The 22,588-nt window shown below is 46.7% G+C and carries 18 protein-coding genes; 5 read left to right on the top strand and 13 right to left on the bottom strand.

All coding sequences use genetic code 11. From position 1 onward, the window contains the following. Nucleotides 1-34: 34 nt before the first annotated feature. The 4 genes from ACQ5DJ_RS16735 to ACQ5DJ_RS16720 all read right to left on the bottom strand — a co-directional run bounded on the left by ACQ5DJ_RS16735 (nt 35) and on the right by ACQ5DJ_RS16720 (nt 5,591). Entirely contained in the window at nt 35-733 is a 699-nt protein-coding gene (locus ACQ5DJ_RS16735; RefSeq protein ID WP_429843471.1) for a DUF977 family protein, read from the bottom strand. Further along, nucleotides 711-2,342 carry an ATP-binding protein gene (locus tag ACQ5DJ_RS16730; RefSeq protein ID WP_429843470.1) on the bottom strand — a complete coding sequence of 544 codons (1,632 nt, stop codon included), beginning with the start codon at nt 2,340-2,342 and terminating at the stop codon, nt 711-713. The genes ACQ5DJ_RS16735 and ACQ5DJ_RS16730 overlap by 23 nt, the downstream gene beginning before the upstream one ends. Nucleotides 2,343-2,442: 100 nt before the next feature. Then, complete coding sequence (locus tag ACQ5DJ_RS16725) at nt 2,443-3,753, bottom strand: CitMHS family transporter (RefSeq protein WP_429843469.1); 1,311 nt, start codon at nt 3,751-3,753, stop codon at nt 2,443-2,445. Between the two features lie 587 nt (nt 3,754-4,340). After that, nucleotides 4,341-5,591: a M48 family metallopeptidase gene (locus ACQ5DJ_RS16720; protein ID WP_429843468.1), complete on the bottom strand. Its 1,251-nt coding sequence runs from the start codon at nt 5,589-5,591 to the stop codon at nt 4,341-4,343. 228 nt (nt 5,592-5,819) lie between these two features. On the opposite strand from ACQ5DJ_RS16720, the gene ACQ5DJ_RS16715 reads away from it, so the two are divergent. Beyond that, on the top strand, nt 5,820-6,656 hold the full coding sequence (locus tag ACQ5DJ_RS16715; protein ID WP_429843467.1) for an MBL fold metallo-hydrolase: 837 nt from the start codon (nt 5,820-5,822) through the stop codon (nt 6,654-6,656). Nucleotides 6,657-7,047: 391 nt separating this feature from the next. Continuing rightward, the gene (locus ACQ5DJ_RS16710) at nt 7,048-7,485 is read left to right on the top strand and encodes an N-acetyltransferase (protein ID WP_429843466.1); all 438 of its coding nucleotides are present in this window, start codon (nt 7,048-7,050) and stop codon (nt 7,483-7,485) included. A 58-nt stretch (nt 7,486-7,543) separates the two neighbouring features. Here the strand turns inward: ACQ5DJ_RS16710 and ACQ5DJ_RS16705 are convergent, their stop codons facing one another. Beyond that, complete coding sequence (locus tag ACQ5DJ_RS16705; protein ID WP_429843465.1) at nt 7,544-8,524, bottom strand: NADP-dependent oxidoreductase; 981 nt, start codon at nt 8,522-8,524, stop codon at nt 7,544-7,546. A gap of 173 nt (nt 8,525-8,697) precedes the next feature. Between ACQ5DJ_RS16705 and ACQ5DJ_RS16700 the strand changes: the two genes are divergently transcribed. Beyond that, entirely contained in the window at nt 8,698-9,255 is a 558-nt protein-coding gene (locus ACQ5DJ_RS16700) for a TetR/AcrR family transcriptional regulator (RefSeq protein WP_429843464.1), read from the top strand. A 131-nt stretch (nt 9,256-9,386) separates the two neighbouring features. Beyond that, on the top strand, nt 9,387-9,782 hold the full coding sequence (locus tag ACQ5DJ_RS16695; RefSeq protein ID WP_429843463.1) for a VOC family protein: 396 nt from the start codon (nt 9,387-9,389) through the stop codon (nt 9,780-9,782). A gap of 93 nt (nt 9,783-9,875) precedes the next feature. On the opposite strand, the gene ACQ5DJ_RS16690 is transcribed toward ACQ5DJ_RS16695, so the two are convergent. The 5 genes from ACQ5DJ_RS16690 to ACQ5DJ_RS16670 form a co-directional block, all read right to left on the bottom strand. After that, complete coding sequence (locus ACQ5DJ_RS16690) at nt 9,876-10,742, bottom strand: ABC transporter permease subunit (RefSeq protein ID WP_429843462.1); 867 nt, start codon at nt 10,740-10,742, stop codon at nt 9,876-9,878. Further along, a complete protein-coding gene (locus tag ACQ5DJ_RS16685; RefSeq protein WP_429843461.1) occupies nt 10,714-11,676 on the bottom strand; it encodes an ABC transporter ATP-binding protein in 963 nt (320 codons plus the stop codon). Before ACQ5DJ_RS16685 ends, ACQ5DJ_RS16690 begins: the two co-directional genes overlap by 29 nt. An 89-nt stretch (nt 11,677-11,765) precedes the next feature. Beyond that, nucleotides 11,766-12,944 carry an anti-sigma factor family protein gene (locus ACQ5DJ_RS16680; protein ID WP_429843460.1) on the bottom strand — a complete coding sequence of 393 codons (1,179 nt, stop codon included), beginning with the start codon at nt 12,942-12,944 and terminating at the stop codon, nt 11,766-11,768. Next, nucleotides 12,941-13,489, bottom strand: a complete 549-nt coding sequence (locus ACQ5DJ_RS16675) for an RNA polymerase sigma factor SigX (RefSeq protein WP_429843459.1) — start codon at nt 13,487-13,489, stop codon at nt 12,941-12,943. The genes ACQ5DJ_RS16680 and ACQ5DJ_RS16675 overlap by 4 nt, the downstream gene beginning before the upstream one ends. A gap of 101 nt (nt 13,490-13,590) precedes the next feature. After that, nucleotides 13,591-14,301, bottom strand: coding sequence for an AAA family ATPase (locus ACQ5DJ_RS16670; RefSeq protein WP_429843458.1), 711 nt, complete (start codon nt 14,299-14,301; stop codon nt 13,591-13,593). Nucleotides 14,302-14,396: 95 nt separating this feature from the next. Here ACQ5DJ_RS16670 and ACQ5DJ_RS16665 point away from each other — a divergent pair, with 95 nt between their 5' ends. Further along, a complete protein-coding gene (locus tag ACQ5DJ_RS16665; RefSeq protein WP_429843457.1) occupies nt 14,397-15,821 on the top strand; it encodes a L,D-transpeptidase family protein in 1,425 nt (474 codons plus the stop codon). 143 nt (nt 15,822-15,964) lie between these two features. On the opposite strand, the gene ACQ5DJ_RS16660 is transcribed toward ACQ5DJ_RS16665, so the two are convergent. The 3 genes from ACQ5DJ_RS16660 to ACQ5DJ_RS16650 all read right to left on the bottom strand — a co-directional run bounded on the left by ACQ5DJ_RS16660 (nt 15,965) and on the right by ACQ5DJ_RS16650 (nt 22,550). Then, a complete protein-coding gene (locus tag ACQ5DJ_RS16660; RefSeq protein WP_429843456.1) occupies nt 15,965-19,282 on the bottom strand; it encodes a collagenase in 3,318 nt (1,105 codons plus the stop codon). A gap of 293 nt (nt 19,283-19,575) precedes the next feature. Further along, on the bottom strand, nt 19,576-19,926 hold the full coding sequence (locus ACQ5DJ_RS16655) for a hypothetical protein (RefSeq protein WP_007721499.1): 351 nt from the start codon (nt 19,924-19,926) through the stop codon (nt 19,576-19,578). Between the two features lie 101 nt (nt 19,927-20,027). Further along, a complete protein-coding gene (locus ACQ5DJ_RS16650; protein WP_429843455.1) occupies nt 20,028-22,550 on the bottom strand; it encodes a PBP1A family penicillin-binding protein in 2,523 nt (840 codons plus the stop codon). Nucleotides 22,551-22,588: the final 38 nt, after the last annotated feature.

Here is a 22,588-nt window from a genome sequence, read left to right as displayed (position 1 = left end):
TTGAAGCTTACTTGTGGGCACGGAGGGTTTTTTATTATTCTTTTTGCCGCCCGACGCTCTTGTATACGCGCTCTGGACGTCCGACGACACCGTACGAAAGGTCTGCGATGGCGTCTCCTTTGGCTACTAAATATTCTAGGTATCGCCTTGCTGTTGAACGGCTGATGCCTGTTTCTTTGCTGACCAAATCCGTCGTAGCCTCCTGCGTTTGCATGAGAAAGCCTGAAATCTTGTCCAACGTAATTTGATCAATGCCTTTGACTGCCCTTGGCTCAGTTGTCTTCTTTTGGCCTGTCCGAGAAATGAGCTCATCGATTTGGGCTTGACTGATCTGATCGGTGTCTTTTTTCCAATCACTCACCTTTTGCCTGAACTCCTGATAATTCCGTAACGTTTGTTGCAGGCGGGCAAAGATAAGTGGCTTGGTAATAAAATCGAATACACCATAGCGGATCGCCTCTACAACCGCATCCACTTCTTTGGCTGCTGTCAGCATGATGACATCCGTTGTAGGGAACTGCTCCTTTATGATCGACAAAAAATCGAGGCCGTCCATATCCGGAAAATAAATGTCGAGCAACACGAGATCAGGCTGCAAAATTTCCATTTGGTCCTTGGCCTCTTGCCCATTCGTGGCAATGCCAATCACCTCGTACCCCTCCACTTTTTCCACGAAGCGTCGGTTTACCTCTGCGATTCTCAGGTCGTCTTCAATAATGAGTACCCGTATCATCTATAACGGCCTCCTTCCGTTCTGCCGTGCGTGCATCCTTTGGTATCGTCACAGTAAAAATCGTTCCGCCTACCGGATTTCCCGTATGCGTAATATTGCCGTGTACATGTAAAACAGCTTGTTTGACTAAGTGCAGTCCATAGCCATGATTCGGCTGTTGCTTGGTAGAGAAGCCCAGCTCAAAGATTCGTTCAGCATGTTCTTCGGAGATGCCTGGCCCTCGGTCCTCTACCTCTATGAGCAAGACCTCTTCCATATTGAGCAAAAAGATCGTGATTTCTGGTGCAAATGCATCTGGAGCTTTTACAGCGTCCATCGCATTATCTATCAAATTGCCGAGAATAACAATGAGCTGTGAGCGATCAATCGAGGTAGGAATGTCACGGAAGTTGCTTTCTGGATCAATTTTCAATTCCACTTTGCGTTCGTTGGCTTGATTCAGCTTCCCGAGCAACAAGCCACCTATCAATGGGTCGGGGACTTCTTGCATAATAAACGTCGTATTGTGGACATGCACATTTAGCTCAGAAGAGATCGTTTCAATGGCTTCCTGATACGATTCAAGCTGGATGAGTCCTGATATGAGATGCAGTTTGTTAGAATACTCGTGTGTCTGGGAACGAAGGACTTCTGCGTACTCCTTCACACGTGACAGCTCCTGTGTGACCTCGAACAGCTCGGACCGATTGCGAAAGCTTGCTACCGCCCCCATAACATGGCGCTCCTTATCGATAATGGGGACGCGGTTCACGACTAATACGTGCTCGTCCACATTCGTTTCGCGGTCAAATTCGGCTTTCCCTGTCTCAATGACCTCATGAAGGCCCAGTGAACGAACCAGCTCGTCCTGTTTGTCCATGATTCTGTCTTTATCCTTCGTTTGCCCCAGCATATGGAGAGCGGTCTGGTTAGCGAGCGTGATCGCCCCTTCCTTATTGATCGCCACAATGCCTTCGCGAATCGATTCCAGCACGGCTTGATTTTCCTGATACAATCGCCCGATTTGTTCAGGCTCCAAACCAAATATCGCTTTCTTTACATTCTGTGAAAGAATAAGCGTAGCCACTACACCCAAGAGCAAGGTGACGATGCCGATGACGAAGATTCGATTGCGATACGATTCGATCGTTTCATTTATATCCTCAAATAAAAAGCCGACAGAAACGACCCCCATCACCTTTCCTTCCTCATCATAGATCGGTGTCTTTCCTCTGAGTCCAGGGCCAAGCGAACCGACTGTCTCAGTGATGATGGATTGCCCCTCAAATACTGCCTCATTGTCGCCTCCCACCATCTTTTTGCCAATCTGCTCTGGATCAGGATGGGAATAGCGGATGCTTTGCAAATTTCCCACTGTGATAAAAGCCGCATTCGTGTCCACGCGTATTTTTTCCACGATTGGATTGATAATCTTGGCAGGATCTTCTGCGTCAAACGCCTGTTTAATCTCGGACATCTGCGCGACGGTCTTGGCGGTATGCAGTGCGCGTGTCCCGATCTCATGCTCCAATACGCCCGCCAGCATCTGTTCAAACATCGTACCGAGTATGACAGTCACACCAAAAAGGAGCGAGCAAATAATCAACATCAGCTTGCTGTGAAAACGCACATCGTTCCCTCCTCTTCTTCTCATTGTATCTCATTTCGCTCGATGACGAAAAAAGAGGCCATAAACAGGCCTCTTTTTATTTCTTACTTCTTATAGTTGACTAGAATGAGATAACTCCGGTAAGAAGAGCAAGCGCAATCATCACGATCGATGTTCCAAACGCCCATTTCAGGATGAACTTTTGGCTTTCCGCATAATCGACCCCAACCATTCCGATCAACAGGTACTGTGCTGCAAACAATGGGCTGAGTACATGCAGCGGTTGACCCAGGATGGAAGCGCGACCAATTTCCGCCGGATCGATTCCGTAAGCTGCTGCTGCATTTGCCAGGATGGGAACGATCCCGAAGTAATACGCATCGTTAGACATGAAATACGTGAATGGCATGCTTGTCAGCGCTACGAGTAGAGGCATATGAGAACCAAGTGAATCCGGAATCCAGGAAACGAGTGTGCTCGCCATCGCATCGATCATTTTCGTTTCAGTCAGGATGCCTGTAAATATTCCCGCAGCGAATACCATGGATACCGTAGCCAGTGCGTTAGCTGCGTGGGCTGCAATCCGCTCTTTCTGATCTTGCATTTTCGGGTAGTTAATAAACAGGGCAATGGCAAAAGCGAGCATGAACATCGTCGGCAGTGGCAAGAAGCTCGTAATCAGACCGACCATCAGAGCTACTGTCAACAACAGATTGAACCAGATCAGGCGCGGACGTTTCATTGCAGCAGTATCATCTGTCGCCGCTACTTCTTGTCCTGCAAGCGATTGCAAATCTTCATCTGCTATCTCAATAATCCCCAGACGCTTACGCTCTTGTTTGCCCAAAATACAGGCTACGATCATAACCCACGCAATTCCACCAATCATCGCAGGAATAACAGGGACGAAAATCTCGGAAACATCCATATGCAGTACACTCATGACACGTGCTGTCGGTCCACCCCAAGGTGTCATGTTCATGACACCGAGTGCGAGCATCGGCACGACTGCCAAAATCATCGGTCTAATTCCCAGCTTGCGATACAAAGGCAGCATCGCGGTAACGGTAATCATATACGTCGTGGTTCCATCTCCATCCAGTGCGACCAAGGTAGCGAGAATCGCTGTACCTACAATCACCTTCAGTGGGTCACCCTTCACAATTTTCACGATTTTCTTAATTAATGGATCAAACAGACCCGCGTCCATCATAACTCCAAAGTATAGAATGGCGAACAACAGCATAATTCCTGTAGGAGCAATTTTCTTGATACCTGAAAGCATCATGTCGCCAATTTCTGTAGAACCAAATCCGCTAATCAACGCAAAAACAACAGGAACAACAATCAAAGCAACCAATGCCGAAAGCCGTCTCGACATAATCAAGTACATGAAAACGGCTACCATGAGAAATCCAAGTAATGCCAGCATACGCTAGTTCCCCCTTGCAAGAATGCGCTTACAATGATGTTGTAGTAACCATAACGAATGCGCTTTCATATTGTGCTGTCATTATAACAATGTTCGTAAAAATCCGAATAGAATATGCGCATAAACTGTTTTAACCGCATTTGCTCTATTAACATCATAAAAATCATGACATGCGCATATGGTGATCGGAGCATGAATGTATATTGTCTCCTAAAAAAACATCTAATGGCGAAACAGATGGTTACTATGTCTTCGTATACACAGACTATTAATAATTAGGAATAAGCCCTCGCACTTGATAATATCCCCTTTGAGTAGACAGTGTAAAAAGTTCGCAAAACTAACGGGATCGATAGTTCTACCGCTGTTTTGATTGGTAGAGTCAGTCTGCCTGAATTTTAAAACAGAATTTGAAAACGAAGAAGCAGACTCCTCAGAAAAGGCCCCACCTGAGAGAGAAGAGCTCCCAGGCAAGGCCTTTTCGTCCATTTAGCGTTTTGCATCCGAACAACCAACAATCACATTACAACCATAAGGAGAATCAATTTGGACAGAAATAATAATAGAGAAGCCTTACGTCCGCCAAATTAAGCGAGCTTGGCGCGATAGTCATCTATGATTCGATGCTCCATTTTTTCCTGTAGGTGGTCGGTCATTTCCTGGCATATCCGGTTGTATTCCCAATCCGATATCTGATAAGCAGGAGGAGCATCTTTATGCAGCAGCATGGCGATCCGCATATGAGTCGCAGGGTGTGTCGTGTCCATGCTTTGTTGACTTCTTTCCAGGATGCGCACTATGCGCATTTTTTCCTTTCCAGGCAGTTTAGAAAAAGTCTCATGCAAATGCTGACCCAGTGTCATACTTTGCTTCTGCAAGGAATGTCTCGCGATCAGTGGCTCCACCACATCGTTCATGTGGATGATCTGCAACAGGGAAATGAGATGCTGACTGCCTGCAAGCTGAGCCGCCATACGATCCGCCTCATATTCAGCACGTTGACTCTGATTCCAATAAAGATGAATAAGAACAGCCAGCAAACGATAGGGAATCCAAAATAGAAGCCGCATGATCCCCCTGCTGAACGTGGCGATGAATGAAAAATGGTATTCATCATCCTCGTCTTGGATTGGGTCAAGCAAGTCGCACCAATTCAGGAGAATACGCTGTGCATGCGATACCAGAGCACTCCGCCTAATGTCATTGTTACGGCAATGAGCCAGCTCATGGGCAAGCAGTGCGGTCAACTCTCCCGGTGTGCACGCAAACAATAGTGGATAACCGATGACAACCACCCTCCTTCTGCGCCATCCATATTCAGTGGTATACGCCTCATAGTAAGGAGAGAGCGCGAACTGTATTCTTTTTTCGACCCCCATCTTTTGTGCTACGGTTTCAAATATCTTCATGGTGGTTGGGTGTTCATCAGCATTCAAAAGAATGGCCATTTTCGGAAACGGATGGGCTCGAGGCCGCGACAACCATGCGAACAGGAGGACTAGCAGACAGCTTATGAGGATAAAGGGGCTGCTATACCAGGCGACAAGTCCGTACAAAGAAAAGAGAAAGGCTGCAACGGAACATCCGATAACGACAAGTGAGTACGCGGATGCCACTCTCTCGCTTACCCCCTGTTTGGTTACGAGCTCGGTGCGGCCCTTTAGCTCTTTGAACAAGGCTTGGCCGTATGTATCACGCATTTTCCTCTCAAGGCGTTCCCAAGCTTTGCCTTGGCGTTCTTTCGATAGGACGGCTACATTCCAGTCACAGTGTTCACACCAAAACAGATATCCTTCGTTTGCCTCGATTTGTGCTCCACAAGAAGGACAAGGCTTCACTGAATCATTCCCCCTCTGCGCCTGTTTCGTCCACAAGGCGCTGTCTGACAGCATTCTACCACGAGTAACAGTTCCTGATAAGATAGTTTGGAAATATAATCCACGTGGCAATTGGGATAAGGTATTTTGTTTTGAATGAAATTTAGTGACAGAAATTTCGGTATAATATAATTGCTTGGTTTTGTGGAGGGACATTAGGTCTTACGACATGATAAGGAGGATATCTCAATGAAATTAACTGTGCTGGTTGATAATAATACTTACATCGACCGCTACTTTGTTGGTGAGCCAGCTGTTTCTTATTTAATCGAAGATGAAGATAAGAGGATACTGTTCGACGTAGGATACTCAGATGTGTTCATTCGCAATTCAGAAAAGATGAGAATTGATTTGAGAAAACTTGATTACTTTGCGCTGTCACATGGACATAACGATCATACCTGGGGACTAGATCCGCTCATTCGAATGTTTTCTGAAGCGAAACTTGAACAATTAGAATTCAGACTTCCAACCATTATTGCTCATCCCGATGTATTCTACAGCAAACTCTTGAATGGTGAAGAAATAGGGAGTTTGCTAACTGCTGAGAAAATCAGTAGGCACTTTAAATTGGAATACACCAAAAAGCCGGTGTGGCTGACGGAGAAGTTGGTCTTCCTAGGTGAAATTGAAAGGACTATGTCTTTTGAAGCGGATAACGCTATTGGACAACTGGCAAGAGATGGCGAAATCTCAGAGGACTACCTGCTGGATGATTCTGCACTGGTTTATAAAGCTGAAAACGGACTTGTCATCATTGTTGCATGTTCACACTCAGGAATCTGCAATACTATTGAATATGCCAAAAAAGTTTGTGGAGACGATAGGATTCTCGATATAATCGGAGGATTTCATCTGCTAAACCCTGGAGAATATCAGATGAATAAAACTGTGGAATATTTTCAGACTGTCAAACCGAAATATTTACATGCATGTCATTGTACAGATTTGAAATCGAAAATTGCATTATCAGATGTGGCGAATGTATTGGAGGTTGGAGTGGGTTTAACTCTTGAATTTAGATGAGACTCATTAAGCTAACAGGTTCGATAGCTTAATAAATAACTAAAACGCGGCTGCCGGTATAGATCGGCAGCCGATCTGCGCTAACGGGCAAATTAGTAAGATGGAAGACGTTAATAATCACCTCTTTTTTTAGATTTCAACAACAGATCAAATATGATCTGTCAGAAAAAGAGGTTCGCCGAAGTCAATAATATGAAAACTATTATTTTTAGAAAGAGGGAAAAATACATGTTATCTTACATCGGAAATGGTACGTACTGCTCCGCAAACTCTCATCCATGCTTTTTTGGAGACGATTGGAAAATCCGGGTATGTTGCTGTAATGGAAATTCCTGATGGAGATATTTTCGTATGGATTGGAAAGTAAGCTGTTCGGGGAAGTGGTTAAAAATTGAACGTAAGATTTGCCGTTGTTGAGGATATTAAACAACTTGAGTCATTTTTTTCAAAACATATCACTCGCGAGAATAAGGCAGTGTACAATGAGGAGTTTCTTTGCCCATTAGGACTTCGAGCGGCCGTAAAAAGACGATCTGTTGTTGTTATGAATATAGAAGACATCATTATCGCAGCAGCAAGAATCTACCTAAAGAAAAACGGCACAATCTCTCTTTATCAGTTTGCCGTAGAGGAACAGTATCGTCATAAGAATCTCATGAGATATTTACTATCACAAATTGGTTACCCGGTATTCTCCGCATGCCCATCAAATCTTGAGTTCAATAATTATTATATGAACTCGAAATGGTCGTTTGTTGAGACGAAAAAGGGAATGAATATTTGGAAGCTTGAACCAGACTTACTTTCTGAGTCGACCTTTCCAAATTGATCATTGAAGTAACGGGTATCACTAGTTCAGAAATTAGCCATTTCACTAAGCAAGATGTTTACCCCATGCTTTTCGATATGACGATTTTCCCCCGTTTCGGCAGCTCTTCGCTTTTGCGGTACGCCTGAAGCAGACCCTGAGCAGTAAAGGGATAGGTCTCATTGATGTGGATACTCAACTTGTTCTTTTGCATATGGCGAACAATAGAATCAAAATCGGTACGGTTGGGTCTTGCATGGAAGAAATGCGCGTCAATGCCCCGGACCTTTGGATATTGATTGATCGTAAATGCCGCCACTGAAATATAGGAGCCGCCATCCTTGATGACCGAGTAGTTTTTCTCTCCCCGATCTCCTGGTAGCCCGGTACCGATTGTGGATGGGTCCATAGCGGAATCAACCACGATATCGATAGGATCGGTTATTTTGGCGGCAAATTCGACTTTCGTGTAGTCTAACACTTCGTCCGCACCGAGTCCTTTGACGAAATCATGATTATAGTCCCTCGCAGTTGCGATAACATATGCTCCATGTTGCTTGGCCAACTGGACCGCCGCATGTCCCACACCTCCGGCACCGGCATGAACAAGGATGCGTTGTCTCGGTTGGAGACGGCCATGCTCAAACAGCGCTTGCCAAGCTGTCAGGGCAACCGCAGGCGCAGCGCCTGCCTCTTCGAAGGAAAGACTCTCCGGGATAACAGCAAGATGATCTTCCTCCACCGCAACGTAGTCCATGTAGGAACCCATCGGAACCAAGCCCATGACACGATCCCCCGACTTGAAATGACGCACTTTTTCGCCAACCTCTTTTACGATGCCGGCTACATCAAAACCAAGAACGATCGGCAGTTGAGCCGGAAATTTATCAGCCATCGGACTCTGAAGAATCGCGCCGCTGCGCATTAAAATATCCGCAGGATTAATGGAGGAGGCACGCATTTCGACTAGAACTTGTGTATCGGTGAGTGTGGGAACTGGCACTTCCAGTTCCTCTAGTACTTCGGGGATTCCAAAGCTTGTCAAAGCAATAGCTTTCATGATTATGCCTCCTCTTAAATTGAACATAAGTTGAATTTTCAACATGTGGTTTATATAGTAAAAACGTATCAGAGCGATAGATGATGTTCAATGGTTAAAACAAGCCCGGTTGTTGATTTTTCAACAGAGGGCTTCAATATGTTCATTTTATATAGGATTAAGGGGAGAACGATATGGACAGACGTATTCAAAAATCGAGGCAAGCGATTATGAATGCTTTTATGAGGCTGATGTCAGAAAAGGACTTCGAGAGCATGACGGTCAATCAAATTGCGGAGGAAGCGAATGTCAATCGAGGAACGGTGTATTTGCATTTCGCTGATAAGTACGATCTACTCGATCAATGTATGGAAGATCAAATTAACCAGTTACTGCGCAATTGTATGCCTGAAGAGGGCATGGTTCATCTCACTTCCAAAACCGCGCTACAGCGCACGTTTGAATATTTGGAGCAGCATGCATCTTTCTATTCCATAATGCTGAAGAGCAAGGGTAACGCGGTTTTCCGAAACCAAATGGAGACAATGTTCCGGCAAAGTCTGAGCCAGCATCTGGATTCGATCAATCTCGATCGGAAATTGAACAAGGATATTACGGTGCAATTTTTCATTTCAGCGGGAGTGGGTGTATTGGAATGGTGGATTACCCATTCGATGCCGTATCCGACATCGGTCATGGTTGAACAATATTGGAATTTGCTGAACCGAATTCAATTGCAAATGTTCGAATAAATAGCGTATTAAAATTAGAAAAATAAATTATAAACAGTGAAAAGAAAGCAATTCATAAGAAATATCAATTTTCATATTTGCTATGATTGAATGAATGACAACAATTTACAAGCAGAAAGCAGGGTGTTCATATGAAGAGTTTAGGATCTAGGAATGTGGATGTCATTACGCTGTTTGTTGAGGATTTTCAGAAGGTGAAGGCATTCTATCAGGAGGTATTCGGATTTCAAGCCGTATATGAAGACCAGGTTTCGTCGGTGTTTAATTTCGGGAATATGAGCGTGAACCTTTTGGATATTTCCGAGTCACACGAATTGATGAAACCGGGAACAGTCGCAACACGTGAATCCGGATTGCGTTTCCTGCTCACCATTTGGGTCGATGACGTGGATGAGGTCTGTGAAGACTTGAAAAAACGTGGGGTTGCTCTACTGAACGGGCCGATCGAACGGCCGTGGGGAGTACGAACGGCTTCATTCATCGATCCGGCAGGACATGCCTGGGAGATTGCGAAACAATTGGCATAGGAACAGATTTATAGCATGGAACTAACGGGGAACGATAGACCCAGCATTCGAAAAGAAAAAGAACGGCACGAATCAGCCGTTCTTTTGTTTCTCTTATACATCTCGCTTTTGAAACACCCGAATGGACAGCCCCAACGCCACGATGCCATAGAAAATGGTGTAGATGAGCATGGCAGTACTCGGAGGAGAAGTCGTGCCGAAAATGCCTTGCGAAGCAAAAGACAGCGGATCGTCAGCAGAATCAAATAGCGAAAGCGTCGCTTGCCTGAACAGTGAATCTGCCGGAAAGAGCAGACTGGAAATAATCCCAATGTTGGTAAGCGAGCTATTGCTAAAGACCGCACCGAGCTGCTCAATAAAGCCGCCAACGAAGCTGATCCCATACAGAATGATCAGGATAATACCACCCGTCACTGTAGTGGTCATGCTGCTTAAGAACATCGCTACACAAACAAGGATGATCGGCATACTTACGAAGAAGGCAGCTGCTTTCAGGATTTGACCAGCATCTACCTGAACAGCCAGCATACCTTCACCCACCCATTGGTTGATCCCCAATAACCCGAAGAACATCAGGAGTGCGTACAGCCCCAACATACTTGCCAACCCGAAAAATTTCCCCAGTACATACTTGTAGCGAGGAAGTGCGCGTGCCAGCCACGTATCGATCTGATGGCTCTCGATTTCAGAGGCAATGCTCCCGACACTGCTCAAAATCGCCAAAAGTGCCGTAATGACGGAGCCAAAGTACAAGCCCATCCCCAAGAGCTGCGTGGAAAAGAAGTTTTTTTGCAGCAAAGCTTCTGGACTTAAGCCCCCGAACGATTCCTTCATTTCCTTGATCGCATAGCCTGTTGCAAGTCCAAACAGCAGCAGGAAGGCCAGCGACATGATCAGCGTAATCGTGAAAATACGCTTGGAGATCATTTCTCTATATGTGATTTTGATGATCGGCCACATGTCGTTCCCCCTCCTTTCTCTGCACCCAGTACAGGAATACGTCTTCCAGTGATTGCTGCTTGCGCACGACTTCATGTACTCCAGCCCCTGAAGCAATCACCTGTTGCAACAGAGTGGGTACCCGATTGTCCTGATCCAGCGTCATTAACCATATATCACGGTTTTCCTCTTGTCTTACGAGACGACTCTCTGTGACGAAGGAAGGAAGCCCATTATGAAAGCCCGCGCTATCCTTGTCCACTGTCAATTCAATTTGTGGTTGGACGGTGCTCAGCTTGCGCCAGTCGCCTTGTACGACCAGCTCACTACGGTGAATGATCCCGACGTAGTTGCACACGCTCTCCATTTCACTCAGTAGATGACTGTTGAGAAAAACCGTCTTTCCTTGGTCACGCAGCCGCGCGATCAGCTCACGTACTTCCTTTCGCCCGATTGGGTCCAGTGCGGAGGTCGGCTCATCGAGGAAGATCAGCTCTGGATCGGATAAGAGTGCGCAGGCAATCCCGATACGCTGCTGCATGCCTTTGGAATAGCCCCGGATGCGTTCACGCTCGCGTCCAGCCATTCCGACCAGCTCGACGACATTTTTTATCACTGATTTGCTCTCGCGATGTGTTAATCCACACAACTCGGCATGATGCTCCAAGAGCTGTTGGCCCGTCAACCAATCAGGATAGCGGAACAGCTCTGGCAAGTACCCTACCTTTCTTCGCGATTCTACACTGCCAATCGGCTGCCCAAGCATAACCGCTTTGCCATTCGTTGGGTGCAATAACCCGAGCATCGTCCTGACAAAGGTACTTTTACCCGCTCCATTTTGACCAAGGAAACCAAATACGGAGCCGCGCGGTACTTGTAGCGTAATATTTTTGCAGCCAGCTTTACCGTTATATTGCTTGGTCAACTCCCAGGTCTCTATCACATAATCTGACATCGCTTACCTCACTTTCTCCATTGCAAACGGGACAAAGCAGAGCCCTCCCCCTTCAGGAAAACTCTGCCAATGCCCCACTATTTGTTTACTTATTTCAATTGTTTTGCAAAATCCAACAGCCCATCAGCGTTCTTATCGCTGCCTTGCAGCATGTGAATCTGTCCATCCTGCTGCCACATCAGATGTGTATTGTATTTATTTGTGATCAGCATTCCGTTTTGACCGTTCACTTTTACTTCCTTCATCTTGCTATCGCCGTCTGCCATGTATGGCACAGGGAGCGTATGCTGCCAGTCTTCGATGCTAATCATCTGCTTTTTCACTTGATCTGGAATGAACGGCAGGGCCAAGAGTGTCTCGCGAAGCTGTGCCAGATCGACTCCCTCTGGAGCAGTTAGCTCAGGTGCGTCTATGACTGAGTAGCCAAAGTTTTCTTTTCCTGCGGTCATCCAGATGTTCTGCATCTGTGGAATCTTCAAGGAGAAGCGTTTGCCACTCAGCTTCTCGTCAAAGCGCGCCTCTACCTGCAATTGAGCCAACAGTTTGTTTGCACGCTCGGCATCGATCTCCATGTGCATGGTGTAAGGAGATTGGATGTTTACGCTATCCACCGTGACGTCCTTCGGCAGCTGTGGCAGCTTCACTCCAGCCTTTTCAGCGGATTCCTTGTTGTTGTAATAGTAGCTTCTTTGCTCAAGTTTCTCTTGATCGTTTTCATCAATCCAAATTTTTCCGATCCCGTTCAGTTCCATCTCGCCCACATTGCCGTTAGCGATCCATTGTTCGATCTCTTGCAAATCCTGTTGCGTCACTTTGACAAACTCTACTTTATCCATGCGGAAAATGGACAGAAAATCGTTCGCTGCTGCTTGTACTTGGGGGAAAGACAGGGATACAGCCAATACTGCTGCTGCCGAAGCGCCTGTCACCCATCTTTTAGTTTGCTTGTTCATCTGATTCCAGCTCCTTCTGATTGTTGCTCGATTGGTTATCGCTTGTCGATCTTGTGCATATGTGTCAGTCGTTTTCTTGATTGTTTGCGAAAATCGCTGCCACGCTGCTTCCGTATTGACATTCACATCGTTTGTCTCGGAAAAAGCATGTTCTTCCATCTTTTCACGCGTCCAGCTATCCAACGCGGACAGTTCGTCCAGCTGTGTGCGGCAGGTTTCACAGTTCTCCAGATGAAGCAGGAATTGCTCACTTTCTTTTGAGCTGCATTCACCGTCCAAGAACGCCTGGATAAAGCCTGTATCAGCACATTTCATTCCTCTTCCCCCCTCATCCGGCCATAGATGGTACGAAATTTACTTTTCGCTCTCGCAAGGAGTGTTCCCACCGAGCTGATCGGCGTCCCAGTCGCTTTAGCCAACTCCGCATAAGGAAATCCGGAATATTTCATGACCAGCAAGGTTCGTTCTCGCTCATCTAGCTCCTCTAGCACATCGCGGACGATACTCTGGGACTCTTTTGCAAGCCACATCTCTTCTGTAGAAGGGCTGACGTGCTCTTGCTCGGATGCACTCCGCTCTTGTCTTGCGTACCTGCGTTTTTCTGAACGAAGATAATTGTACGCTGCATAGAGCGCGGACTTGGACAGCCATGCCGGGATATGTTCGATTACCGTGCGATCCGTATGGTAAAAGGAGAGAAATACATCCTGTGCAATATCTTCTGCCGTTTGTTGATCTTTCACAATTCGCATGATCTGTCTGACCACAAACGGATAATAGGTCGTAAACAATTCTTGAAAGGTATCTGCTTGATCCTCTACTCGAGCATGGTTCATCACCAGGTTTGCTTGCACCCCCACTGGATTCCTCCTTCCTGCGTGCGCCATTGACGAATGCCTCTACTGCTTCGTTCATCTAATAGAAACCGCCAAGGCGATTTTTGTGACAGGAAGAATGAAAATTATTTTTCATCTAAAAATAGATCGGGCTTCTCCAGGAAACGGCGCGTCAATTGATAGTGCTCCGTATCGCGATAATTCACCTCTTGAGCGGGCGATTCGTCAAAATTGAGGATAGTCGCTCCGGGATAACCCAACAGAATCGGCGAGTGCGTCGCAATAATAAATTGCGCCCCGTCCTCAATCAAATCGCGCATCATGTACAAAAAAGCGATCTGGCGTTTCGGTGAAAGAGCAGCCTCGGGCTCATCCAGCAAGTAGATTCCCCTGCCGTTGAAGCGATTGGCAAACAACGAGAAAAAAGATTCTCCGTGCGACTGTTCATGCAGCGAGCGTCCGCCGTAGTTTTGATAGCTTTTAGGGCCCATCTCGTCGATATGACTGGCAAACTGATAGAAGCTCTCCGCTCGCAGGAAAAAGCCATTCGTTATTTTGGGCAGCCAGGAAAGGCGTATGTAGTCACCCAGAATCGCCTCCGAGCGATGCACCTCATAAAAGTTGTGACGCGATCCGCCAGCCGTGTTAAAACCGCATTGATAGGCAATCGACTCCAGTAAGGTCGATTTGCCTGAGCCATTCTCTCCTACAAAAAAAGTGACACTGCTCTCAAGCTCGATTGCTTCCAGCTTGCGCAAGGAGGGCAAGTGAAACGGATATTCCTTCGTGTTGGGAAAGTTTTCTCGCAGCAGCTTGATCGTTCGCAAATAGACCATTTTTGTCCTCCACTCTCATTATTTTCCCAACACCCGCCGATACATCCTTATAAGGGCGCCTTTTGAACGCTCATTTATTTGGAGGAGAAGTATCCGTGGACAAGGTTTCCTTTCTTCAGGAAAAAAGTACATTTCATATGAAATACCCGGATCAGAGCGACCTCGCCTTTTACCGGTGGTATACGACTCAGTATCCAAACGAAGCCATCGGCTGGTTTCACCTTGGCCAAGAACGGGAGGCACAAGGAAACTCGGAACAGGCTCTCGAAGCGTACAGGCGTGGTCTGGTATCCAAGCAAGGCTCGTACTACAGCGAGACGCGTGACGCTTATCAACGACTACTACGGGAGCGACAGCGCAATACGTTTGGCCAACGAACACGTTTACTCTTGGCTTCACTCTTGTTTCTCTATTTTCAATTCGCTTTTTCTCCAGGACTGTTGAGGGATGCGTCAACCAAGACAACGCCACAGGCTGCCAAACAGCCCGTACCGACAGCAGCACAAACGCAGCCACATGTCGAGGTCATCGCAGTTCCTCCTACACTCAGCGCCCGTGAGCTATCTGAACAGGTCCGGCGCTATGTAGAGTCCCGGCGTCCTGCTCTTACGCAGCCTTTTACAGTGATGGTTGTCCCAGAAGTACCTGGTTCGCCGTTGTTTCGTCCCTTGCTGTTTTATCAGCCGCGCGAAGTCCGAGGCATCTTGCGTTACAATCCGACGAGTCGGACTGTTCTCAGTGAAAAATGGTGGGATAAACCTGTGCAGTTGGAACAAGAACCGACACTTGCCACAGGTAAAGCAGAACTCACGGATGAGCAGCTAACCCTCCAGCATGTGCTGATCTTGCGAAACGCCTTATATCGCTATTATCAGCAAACGGGTACGTTGCCTACCCAGCTGTCTGATCTGGCTGGCGCTTATCCAGGCAATTATTTGCCGCAAATACCAGTGCCGCCAAAGCGACTTTTGTTAAAAAGCTATCCGTATCATCCCAAAGCCTTCTTGCCAGAGTCCGCATGGGACAGCTTGCGCAATGTGCTTCCGCTTCCCGGCTATCCGGAGCCTGTGGCGCCTTTCGAACCGTTACAGCTTCACTTGTCTACCTCGACACATACGATGAAGCTCATCAGCGGTTCCCATCTGGTACGCAGCTATCCCGTCGCCATAGGCAAAAACGGCTCTACACCCGAAGGCTACTATACCATTCAACAAAAAATCAATCAGCCCCGTGGACATGACAATATTTATGGAACGAGGGGCATGGTCTTTCAGGAGAACGGGTATGCCCTCCACGGGACAAACCATCCCGAGAGCATCGGCTCATCTGTTTCGCTCGGATGTGTTCGCTTGTACAATGCCGCTGTCGAGGAGCTGTACAGCTTTGTTTCATTGGGGACAGAATTCATTATCTCTAATGCTCCGTCCCCTGCCCAGCCTTGGAGCAACCCTGTTCCATTCGTTCTCCCGGCTGGACCTGAGGAAGAGACGCCACAAGTCATTTACAATTGGCTCCATTGATTCTCAGGCTACGTAAAGAAAAGACGTTCGGAACGCTATCCCGTTACGCGCTGATTTTTACCAGACGCTTATCAAACGAAACAAGCCCTTCTATTCCTTTTAAAAAAAGGGTAGAGAGGGCTTGTTTTCCTATGAATGGGGGATTACTCTGCCTTTACGATAACTGTGTACGGAATTGTTGTGTTGTTCGTGTTGTAGACTAACAAGTAATACTTCCCTGGTTTTGCCTCAAATTCTCCAGTCAATTTCTTACCTACGTTTTTTGGGTAGGCGAAATACGTATCGAGATCATCTTCATGGAACACCACCCAGTTTAAGCCTTCGTCCTTCTCGCTACTTACCGTAACGTGAACGATTCCTTCCTCTTCAACCTGAATAATGTACGTGTCCTTGTCATCTGTACGATCGGTTTGACCCCTTATCTCTTCGCCCAACTGTAGCGCATTAGCCTCATCGAATGAATTGTTCGGCTCCGTTTCGGTTGGTTCTGATTCTTCTTCTGGCAACTCCGCGGTTACTTTGTATGGAATGGTTTCACCGTTAAAGTTGTACACGGACAAATAATACGTACCCGGAGATGCTTCAAACTCACCGGAGAGCATTTTTCCTGAGGTATTGGGGTAAGCGACATATTCATTCAGATCATCCTCGTGGTGAACGACCCAGTTCAAACCAGTATCATGCTCACTCGTTACGTTGATTTTCACTGTTCCGTTGCCCAGTACTTTCAAGGCAAAAATGTCCTTGTCGTCTTGTTTGCTTGTTTGACCACTCAACTCCACATTGCTTTTCAACAGATTTGCCTCTGAAAAGCTGTTGTTTGGCTCTTGTTCCTTTTCCTCCATTTCTCCACCCTGCTTCTCGATCGTGATAGTAATCGATTTCGCAGTAACCGCTCCTTTGTCATCCGTTACTCGCAGTTTCACGGTATATTCTCCCTGATTTTCGTAGACATGCGTAGGATTGGCATCACTGCTGCTTGTGCCATCTCCAAATTCCCACAGATAAGATACGATGCTACCATCCGGATCGGAGCTTCCGTTACTACTAAACGCAACCTCCTTGTTTACGGCTGCTTTTGTCGGGCCGTTCATGACAATAACTGGCGGCTGGTTTTCTCCATCTCCTTGTTCTGGAAGTACCCCGTGGAACGTGACATCATATTCAAACTGATTGGATGCATTTACTCTGTAGTTGGTAAAGTAGGCGGTTACGGTTTTGTAGCCGTTCCATGGATGGGAAGTAAGCGTGGTTAGAAACTCGTCTGTGATGCGACTCATCGTTTTCCAGTCTTCCTTCTCTCCTTCTGCCTGCGTACCCGTGTACGTCCCTGTTAACGTAAAGGTTTGGAAGAACTCTGAATCGTGCCTTTTGGTAGACGCATTTTGCAATCCGGTGACATCTTCAATTTCCTGGAAGATTTCTGCACTTGCTTTCGGGTCCGGCGTTACCAGATAATCATCCGACACCAGCGGCACGGTCAGATCAGGATAGCTGTCTACCAACGATTCCATGGTACGGTGGTACTCCCGATTTAGCTCTGAATCATTGCTGAGCGTACGGATTAACTGGTCATAACCGTCTACGTTATTGGCCTCTATGTAATCCATGATATCATCGAGCTTGTTCCAGTTCTCTTTCATCATGTGATACTGCAAGGCGTATGAATACGTATAAAAGTCCCACGTGCCGTAGCGTGCATGCAACGTTTGAGACGCCGTGTACCAATTATTTTGTCCAAAGCGAATCAGATTGTTGACCATGGATTTTCGAGGCAGAACACCTGTTGTTCGTGTGGAGCCTGCAAAGAGTTCCGCTCCTCCTTCTTCAAACCACGACAGTCTCTCTTCTCTGTAAATCGGGCCTTCATTCCACAAGCCAGGTATAGCGTAGCGCCCTTGTAAATAGTGCGTGAATTCATGACGGAACAATTCTTCCAGTGTGTACGTACTCTGCTGCGGTGTTCGTTCGTAGGTGAAGAAAGTTCCTTTTCCCTCGATATACATACCCCCGTTGTCCGTTTCATAGCCATACAGAGGGTTGTTCATCTTGTACTCGGATGGACTATTGTAAAGGACAATGGTCAAAATATCGTCGGGGTTCCCTTCTTCCATCGGTTCATCTCGTCCTCCCATCCGATGAAACTGAGCTTTTACCTCTTTTGCCGCCCAATATAACCGCTTCACCTTTTCTTCTGTGACGTCTCCGCCTGTTTTCATGACGATGCTTCCGTCATCAAACGTATATTCTTTAGGCAGATATTTTTCCATGGCATCCTCACGAATCTTGTTGAACTGGATGTCCCTTCCTTGCGCATCTTTTCCGCCATAGACCGTCTGGATCAGCTTCGCTACCTGCATATACTGAAGTCCCACATACGGATAAAGCTCTAACGCTTCTGTGAGGACCTCGTTGCCCTTATTCGGATTGGAATGGTATTTTCCCAAATAAGCACTGTGATAAAAACCATTGTCGAGGACCCATTCTTTCGCTTCATCTGTATCGCCATGCAAGGCGAGATTTCCCAACTCGTTCAGATACGTATCTATTTTGCCGTAAAACTCCTGTTGCTTGGTTGGTTCATCCACTCTCCACATCAGAATATAGCTAAACTGGCTCATGATACGGAAAACAGCATCACCCGCACTCCGCTGCGTAATAAACGTATCCATTTGTTCTTCGTATTGACGGATGATCGGTGCAGCTTTCTCTACGAGGGAAGCGCTTACAAAAGTATTTCCGATAAGTCCACCAAATGCACCTATTACCTCATTTTGAGCATCTGTCCCTAATTTGAAATTCGGATTATCTGCAATGGCTTGCAGAGCAGGGAACACTTTTTGATGCTCACTTCTCTGATTGAGATAGGATAATTCCTGATGGTAGTAGCCGAGGTAGTATCCAGAGCGAAGCACCTCAACCAAAGTGTCAATTCCTTTGGAATCGCTGCTGGAGTATTGTGTGCCTCTGACTTGCAATGCGTCAATGATGGCTTGAACGCGCTGACGATCGTTATAAAAGGCATACGAATCAGATGTAAAATCAAACAATTCAGGAATCTGCTCCCAGTTGATCGTCACCAGTACATTGACTAATTCGTCGTAGCTGAGCTTGTTCAAATCGGACATCGCGTACTTTTCGATATTTGCCTTCATACTCCGAGGCTGTTCGTTAGAAGACTCTTGCTCCTCTACACTCCAGGTTGGCTCCACTGGATGCGGATATCCTCCTGCTTCGTCACTGGATTGATGCTGAAACGAGGTAATCGGGTCCAGCCTTCTCTCCGCATATTTTCCTGAAGGCGGAACGTTTTGACTCCCATCCCTACCAATCGTACTTGCATAATCTTTGACTGCCAAGGCTTGGACAGGACTACCAACCGTCCCCAATAGAAATGATGTCGAGAGAAGGACACCAGCCATCATGCGGCTTGTGTGTACTGTGTGGCATTTTTTCTTCATGAATGAGTAAACCTCCTTTGAATGGTAACCGTATGTTCATTTGTTGCGAGGAAGCCGTATTTTGTTTTGTGCAGATTCACCTTCTCTCCATTTGGAATGGAAACAAATACACGCTCTTAAAATTGCAATTATGGTGCCAATGCATATAACGGAAAAGAAGAATAAGAATGTATACATTTTTTTACAAAAATTCTTAAACATGTATGGGATATTAGACACCTTGAATATGAACGTCGTGCACGCAAAAAAGCGCGTTCCCGGAAGTGGGAACGCGCCATGTTTTACTTTCACATCTATTTTTCTTCTTCCAATTCTCTCATCGATTCTTCTTGCTCTTCTTCTGGGTTCCAATAATCGAGCACTTTTCCTTGCAGAACTTTACCTTGAATGAATTCTACCTGCTGCTCACTGAAATCCTCTGTCCACTCAATACCCAATTGTTCAGCTAGACGTACGACGGTCAGCAATTCTGACCAAGCCACGTAACGTTTGTACCAGAAGAACTGTGGCTGTTCGTTCATGTATGGGTAAAGATCATCGAAATCGGTGTGTTTACAGTCAAGAGCTCGCTCAAAATTCACCTTGGTTTGGCGTAACTGTTCTTTGAAAAATGTGGGTAGATCTCTTTGTGCGTAGCCAGACATGGACTGTCCCCCCTGTCTCCCGATTTATTGGTATTGTACCACGCGAAAGAAGCTGTGCAAATAGTCGAATCGGTTTTGAATCGTTCTTGCTGGGCTAATCTTTAGCCGTTTGATGCATCTGGGAACTGGTTCTGCCCATCCCCTTGTGGAGGAGGTGGTAATTGGATTTCATTGGAGGAACCATTTGTCTGACTCGGTTCTGGATTCGCGATATCCGGTGGAACCTCACCTGTTCCCGGATTTGGCGATTGCCCACCATCTCCATTATTTGTATGCTCACCAGTTCCTCCGGTACCTTGGTCAGGTGGAATTTCACCATTGCCATTTTCGGTACTACCCGGATTTTGTCCTTGCTCATTACCGTCCCCATTATGACCTGGATCTCCATTAATCAGGTTCTCAAGCTTCTTGGAGTCTATTGGGACTGGTTTGGAAGGTGTACCTTCCTCGCCTTGTGCATTTCTTGGAACGACTTGATACTGATACTGTTTCGGACTATCCAGCACATCTACATAAGAGGTTTCCTTCATACCCGCAGAGATGAGCTGTCTTTCGCCGTTTTCGCTAATGCGGTACAGATCGTACGTATCGCCGTCAGCTCCACCAATCCAGCTAAGCACGACCATCAATTTATTCGTACTTGGGTCCAATGACATGTCTGCAGCCAATTGGAGCTCTGATTCTACTTCCACCTCTTTATGTTCTACCGCTCCTGCTGGTCGAACGAAGTCCGATGACGGCACACCTTTTAAGGCTGTTGCCAACACTTTGGAGAACATTTGCGCTGTCATGCTACTTCCTTGGTGCATCAAATGCTGTTTGTCCTCCGGATCGAAGCCCATCCATACTGCACCGACATATTCCGGTGTATATCCGACGAACCAAGCATCCTTGTTTGCTTTGCTGTCGCCTGCTATCGATTGGGTCGTACCGGTTTTACCTGCAACATGGCGGCCAGAGATACGCGCTGCCTTCCCTGTCCCTTCCTGAACCGCTTTCTCCAGCATGGTGTGAATCTCCCAAGCTGCTTCCGGCTTCAGCGCCTCAGATTGTTTTGGCTGGTACTCACGGACAACACCCTCGTCCTTGTTCTCCACCTTCGTAATCGAGTGCGTCTCAGACACTACCCCTCCATTGACAAAAGGCGTGTACGCCTGAGCCATTTCCCGCGGGGATGTACCTAAACTCAAGCCCCCGAGGGCAATTGCCAGGTTTCGATCGTTCGGAGTCAGCTCAATGCCGACTTTCTTGAGGTATTCCAAGCTTTCTGCTACGCCGATTTCATTTAATAACCATACTGGCGGGATATTTGCAGAGTCGATCATCGCCCGATTCATGTTCATCGTTTCAGTGTAACGGTTATTGTAGTTGCGCGGCTCGTAGCCATTGAAGCTCTGCCTTTTGTTGCTCAGCTGCGAATTCGCGTTCCATTTGTTGATATCTTTATTGACTGCTGGAGCGAACACGGCAATCGGCTTAAAGCTGGAGCCCGGCTGACGCTTCATGTCTGTCGCATAGTTAAAGCCTTTTGGCGCATAGTTGCGTCCGCCCACCATCCCGGCAATTCCGCCCGTTTTCGCGTCGATGACAATCATCGATGATTCTACACCGCGCTTGGCGCCGTCTTTCGGGAAGTTTTTGGCATTGGCATATTCCTCTATCATGGCATCCTGTACTTTCGGATCGAAGGTCGTGTAAATGTCCCAGCCTCCGCGGTACAGTTCTTCTTCTGTCACGCCGAACGTGGCTTCGGATTCTTCCACCATATTGTCAAAAAATGCGCGATAGCCTTTTTTCAAGCTGGCGCCGGCTACTTCATGCGGTTCTTTCGGCAACGGCTCTGCTTGTGCTACCTCTTTTTGCTCATCGGTAATGATTCCTTGCTCATACATCAGACGAATAACGGTGTCTCGACGCAATTTCGCTTTTTCCGGATTGTTAAAAGGTGAATAAGTGGTCGGTGCTTTTGGAATGGCCGCCAGCATCGCTGCTTCCGCAACGGTAAATTTGTCATCGCTTACCGATTTGCCGAAGTAATACTGGGCAGCATCCTCTACCCCAAATTCCCCTTCGCCCAAATAAACGCGGTTCAAGTACATCTCTAAAATTTGATCCTTGGAATACTTGCGCTCCAAGCCAATCGCGATACTCATTTCTTTTGTTTTACGCCAGAACGTTTGGTCTAGGGTGAGAAAGACGTTTCTTGCCAGCTGTTGGGTAATGGTACTTCCCCCTTCAGCTAACGATCCTTTTTTGATGTCATTGACGATGGCGCCACCGATCCGGACCATATCGACGCCCTTGTGTTCATAAAAGCGCTTATCCTCTACGGCGAGGAAAGCATCGATCAGAGTCTTTGGCATTTCATTAATCGGTTTGTATATACGGTTCTTCTGACGAATCAGACTCGTCATCTCTTTACCATTTTTGTCGTATATGACAGTTGGTTCTGCTTTTAAGTCCTGTAGCTTTTGTACGTTTTGCTCAATCATCCGGTCTCCCGCATACAACAGGGCGAAGTAGCCCCCAATCACACTAAGGAAAAGGAATATTGCAAACGATACGGCAATCATCAGCAAGTTGTTCTTTTTCTTCCTGACTTTCTTCTTGGCCTTTGCTGCCATTATTTACCTCCTGGTTTTCTCTCTCTCCCCCACATCTT

This window comes from Brevibacillus sp. FIR094, from assembly GCF_050477165.1.
Classification (GTDB): Bacteria; Bacillota; Bacilli; order Brevibacillales; family Brevibacillaceae; genus Brevibacillus.
This window is presented reverse-complemented; position numbering and strand designations above follow the sequence as displayed.